This window comes from Delftia sp. ZNC0008 (assembly GCF_000799035.1).
GTDB classification, from domain to species: domain Bacteria; phylum Pseudomonadota; class Gammaproteobacteria; order Burkholderiales; family Burkholderiaceae_C; genus Comamonas; species Comamonas tsuruhatensis.
On the sequence record NZ_JTKZ01000175.1, the window covers coordinates 1 to 3730 of the forward strand.

4 protein-coding genes are annotated in these 3730 nt (G+C 62.5%); 1 reads left to right on the plus strand and 3 read right to left on the minus strand.

What is annotated here, in order from left to right; all coding sequences use genetic code 11:
- Positions 1–366: 366 nt before the first annotated feature.
- Positions 367–1923 carry an alkyl hydroperoxide reductase subunit F gene (gene ahpF, locus L995_RS05800; protein ID WP_047470073.1) on the minus strand — a complete coding sequence of 519 codons (1557 nt, stop codon included), beginning with the start codon at positions 1921–1923 and terminating at the stop codon, positions 367–369.
- 104 nt (positions 1924–2027) lie between these two features.
- Positions 2028–2591, minus strand: a complete 564-nt coding sequence (gene ahpC / locus L995_RS05805; protein WP_016447610.1) for an alkyl hydroperoxide reductase subunit C — start codon at positions 2589–2591, stop codon at positions 2028–2030.
- A gap of 368 nt (positions 2592–2959) precedes the next feature.
- On the opposite strand from ahpC, the gene bfr reads away from it, so the two are divergent.
- Positions 2960–3436, plus strand: a complete 477-nt coding sequence (gene bfr, locus L995_RS05810) for a bacterioferritin (RefSeq protein ID WP_016447611.1) — start codon at positions 2960–2962, stop codon at positions 3434–3436.
- A 95-nt stretch (positions 3437–3531) separates the two neighbouring features.
- Here bfr and L995_RS05815 read toward each other — a convergent pair.
- Positions 3532–3730 (minus strand): ATP-binding protein (locus L995_RS05815; protein ID WP_047470077.1); only part of this gene is annotated, 199 nt, incomplete at its 5' end.

Genomic DNA, 3730 nt, shown 5'->3' on the forward strand with positions numbered 1-3730 from the left:
GGCCAGGGGATGGCGCGCCCGCCGGGCGCATGATTGCATTGCGAAGTCATAAGCCATTGCGAAGCCCTCTCTCTCTGATCAACATGGATGTGCGAGAGCTGGCTTCTGGTTGCAGCGGCTGGCGGTCGGCCCGCCAGCCGTTGGCGCGTCATGTGCTGGCTGGATGAAGAAAAATTATATGCGAATAGTTCTCATTCATTGATTTGATCTGGCGCATAGGCCCTGGCGCAATCCCTGCTGGCACACCGGGCTGCTGGACAGCCATCTGTGTGCCACCTGCGCCGGCAAGGCACGCGCCTGACAGCGCCGGAATGAAAAAAGGCCCGGATGCCGAGGCATCCGGGCCCTTTCTCACGCCTGTTCAGCTCAGTGGCGGATCAGGTGGTCGAAGGCCGACAGCGCCGCCGTGGAGCCGGCACCGGCAGCGATGATGATCTGCTTGTACGGCACGTTGGTGCAGTCGCCTGCGGCGAACACGCCAGGCACGCTGGTGTGGCCCTTGGCATCGATCACGATCTCGCCGAAGCGGGTCAGCTCCACCGTGCCCTTGAGCCAGTCGGTGTTGGGCAGCAGGCCGATCTGCACGAAGATGCCTTCCAGCGCCACGGTCTTGACCTCTTCCGTCGTGCGGTCCTTGTAGGTCAGGCCGGTAACCTTCTTGCCGTCGCCGTTGACCTCGGTGGTCTGGGCGTTGAGGATGACGGTCACATTGGGCAGGCTCTTTAGCTTCTTTTGCAGCACGGCATCGGCCTTGAGCTCGCTGGCGAACTCCAGCAGCGTCACGCTGCGCACGATGCCGGCCAGGTCGATGGCCGCTTCCACGCCCGAGTTGCCGCCGCCGATGACGGCCACATTCTTGCCCTTGAACAGCGGTCCGTCGCAGTGCGGGCAGTAGGTCACGCCCTTGGTGCGGTACTTGTCCTCGCCCGGCACGTTCATGTTGCGCCAGCGCGCGCCGGTCGAGAGGATGACGGTCTTGGCCTTGAGGCTGGCGCCCGAGGCAGTCTGCACCTCGATCAGCCCGCCTTCCGTGGCAGCCGGAATCAGTTTGGACGCCGTCTGCAGGTTCATGATGTCCACCTCGTAGTCGCGCACATGGTGCTCCATGGCGGCGGCCAGCTGAGGGCCTTCGGTCTTGGAGACCGAGATGAAGTTCTCGATGTCCACGGTGTCCAGCACCTGGCCGCCGAAGCGCTCGGCGGCAATGCCGGTGCGGATGCCCTTGCGTGCCGCATAGATGGCAGCGGCCGCGCCGGCCGGGCCGCCGCCGACGATCAGCACGTCGAAGGCGTCCTTGGCGGAAATCCTGGCCGCTTCACGCGAAGCGGCGCCGGTGTCGACCTTGGCGACGATCTCGGCCAGCTCCATGCGGCCCTGGCCGAAGCGCTCGCCGTTCACAAAGACGGTGGGCACGCCCATGACTTCGCGCTGCTCGACTTCCTTCTGGAACAGCCCGCCGTCGATGGCGGTATGGCTGATCTTGGGATTGAGCACGGACATCAGGTTCAGCGCCTGCACCACGTCCGGGCAGTTGTGGCAGGACAGCGAGTAGTAGGTCTCGAAGTGCAGCGGCACGTCGATGTTGCGCACCTGCTCCAGCAACTCGGCCGATTCCTTGGACGGATGGCCGCCGACCTGCAGCAGGGCCAGCACCAGCGAGGTGAATTCATGGCCCAGGGGGACGCCTGCGAAACGCACGCCGCTGTCCACGCCGGGATTGGTGATCAGGAAGGAGGGCTTGCGCACCTGGGCATCGTTGTGCTCGACAACGGTGATCTTGTCGCTCAGCTCGCGGATCTCCAGCAGCAGCTCCTTCAGCTCGCGCGCACCCTGGCTGTCATCCAGCGAAGCCACCAGCTCCACCGGACGCTGCAGGCGCTCCAGGTAGGCCTGCAATTGGGCTTTCAGGTTGTTGTCAAGCATGTCGGACTCCTCTGGAAATACGAAATTCTGGGAAAAAAAAACCCGGGCGCCAGGCACCCGGGCGTCTTCAACAGTTCAACTGTGAACAGGAAGCGGTGTACCGCTTAGATCTTGCCGACCAGGTCGAGCGAAGGAGCCAGGGTCTTGTCGCCTTCTTCCCACTTGGCGGGGCAGACTTCACCGGGGTGGTTGCGGACATACTGGGCAGCCTTGACCTTGCGCAGCAGGTCGACGGCGTTGCGGCCGATGCCTTCGGCGGTGATTTCCACGGCCTGGATCACGCCATCGGGGTCGACGATGAAGGTGCCGCGGTCAGCCAGGCCCTGGCCGGGACGCAGGACTTCGAAGTTGTTGCTGATTTCCCAGGTGGGATCGCCCAGCATCGTGTACTTGATCTTGCGGATGGTGTCCGACGCGTCGTGCCATGCCTTGTGCACGAAGTGGGTGTCGGTGGACACGGAGAACACTTCCACGCCCAGCTTTTGCAGTTCGTCGTAGTGGTCGGCCACGTCGCCCAGCTCGGTGGGGCACACGAAGGTGAAGTCAGCGGGGTAGAAGAAGAACACGGCCCACTTGCCCAGGACGTCCTTTTCGGTCACTTCGATGAACTTGCCATTCTTGAAGGCCTGCGTCTTGAAGGGCTTGATTTGGGTGTTGATCACGGACATTGCTGTTTCCTTTGTGGTTGGTGAGTGAACACAGGACGAAGTCTAGGCCCAGGCCATCGATTGATCCAATGAATTGATTGAATTCATCCGATTGCCAAAAACTATGTGAACATCCTTGTCTCCAGGCCTGCGGGCTTGACCAGCCCGCCACCGGCCTGAAGAGGCTATTTTGGGCCGAAATATGACAAGGCAATGCAGCAACCCCGCAGCCGCGTCAGCATGCCGGCCCGCAAACGAGAACGCGCCTCATAAGCAGCCAATGCGTGATAACAGGGGTTTGCTTGATCTGACGCAGAAACCCTAGACAATCCACCCCTATAGCGGCCGGCGATCGGCGCGGTCCCCCACGTACAACAAAGGAGTTCCCCATGCAAGGCGACGCACAAGTCATCACCTGGCTGCAAGCCCAGCTCAAGAACGAGCTGACGGCCATCAACCAGTACTTCCTGCACTACCGCATGTACAAGCACTGGGGCTTCGACAAGCTGGCCAAGAAGGAATACAAGGAGTCCATCGGCGAGATGAAGCACGCCGACTGGCTCATGGACCGCATCTTCGTGCTCGACGGCCTGCCCAACCTGCAGGACCTGGGCAAGCTGCAAGTCGGCGAGGACGTGCCCGAAGCCCTGGCTTGCGACCTGAGCAGCGAGAAAACCGCGCAGCAGACCATCAAGGACGGCATCGCCCACTGCGAAAGCGTGCGCGACTACGTCTCGCGCGACCTGCTGCAAAAGATCCTGGACGATACCGAGGAGCACATCGACTACCTCGAAACCCAGCTGGACCTGATCGACAAGGTCGGCATCCAGAACTATCTGCAGTCGCAGATGGACGAAGAGTCCTGAGCACCGGACTCAGGGGCGGCGGCACAGGCTGCGCCCCGCACGCGAAACGACGGGCCTGTGTGCCCGTTTTTTTCATCTCATGGCCCAGCTATCGGTCACTCGTCGGCATATCGCAGCGGAAACAGAAGTAGAAAGGTCGTGCCGGTCTGCGCGGCCGACTGCACCTCGATCGTGGCGTCCAGCAATTCCGCCAGCCGCTTGACGATGGACAGGCCTATCCCCTCGCCTGCGCCGCTGCGGTAGCGGGCCGCCGCGACGCCGGGCCGTGGCTCGCCCCCGGCGCGGACCTCTGCG

Excerpts from the sequence above, each read along its gene's own strand:
- ahpF (WP_047470073.1), bottom strand. The coding sequence starts at position 1,923 with ATGCTTGACAACAACCTGAAAGCCCAATTGCAGGCCTACCTGGAGCGC.
- ahpC (WP_016447610.1), bottom strand. The coding sequence starts at position 2,591 with ATGTCCGTGATCAACACCCAAATCAAGCCCTTCAAGACGCAGGCCTTC.
- bfr (WP_016447611.1), top strand. The coding sequence starts at position 2,960 with ATGCAAGGCGACGCACAAGTCATCACCTGGCTGCAAGCCCAGCTCAAG.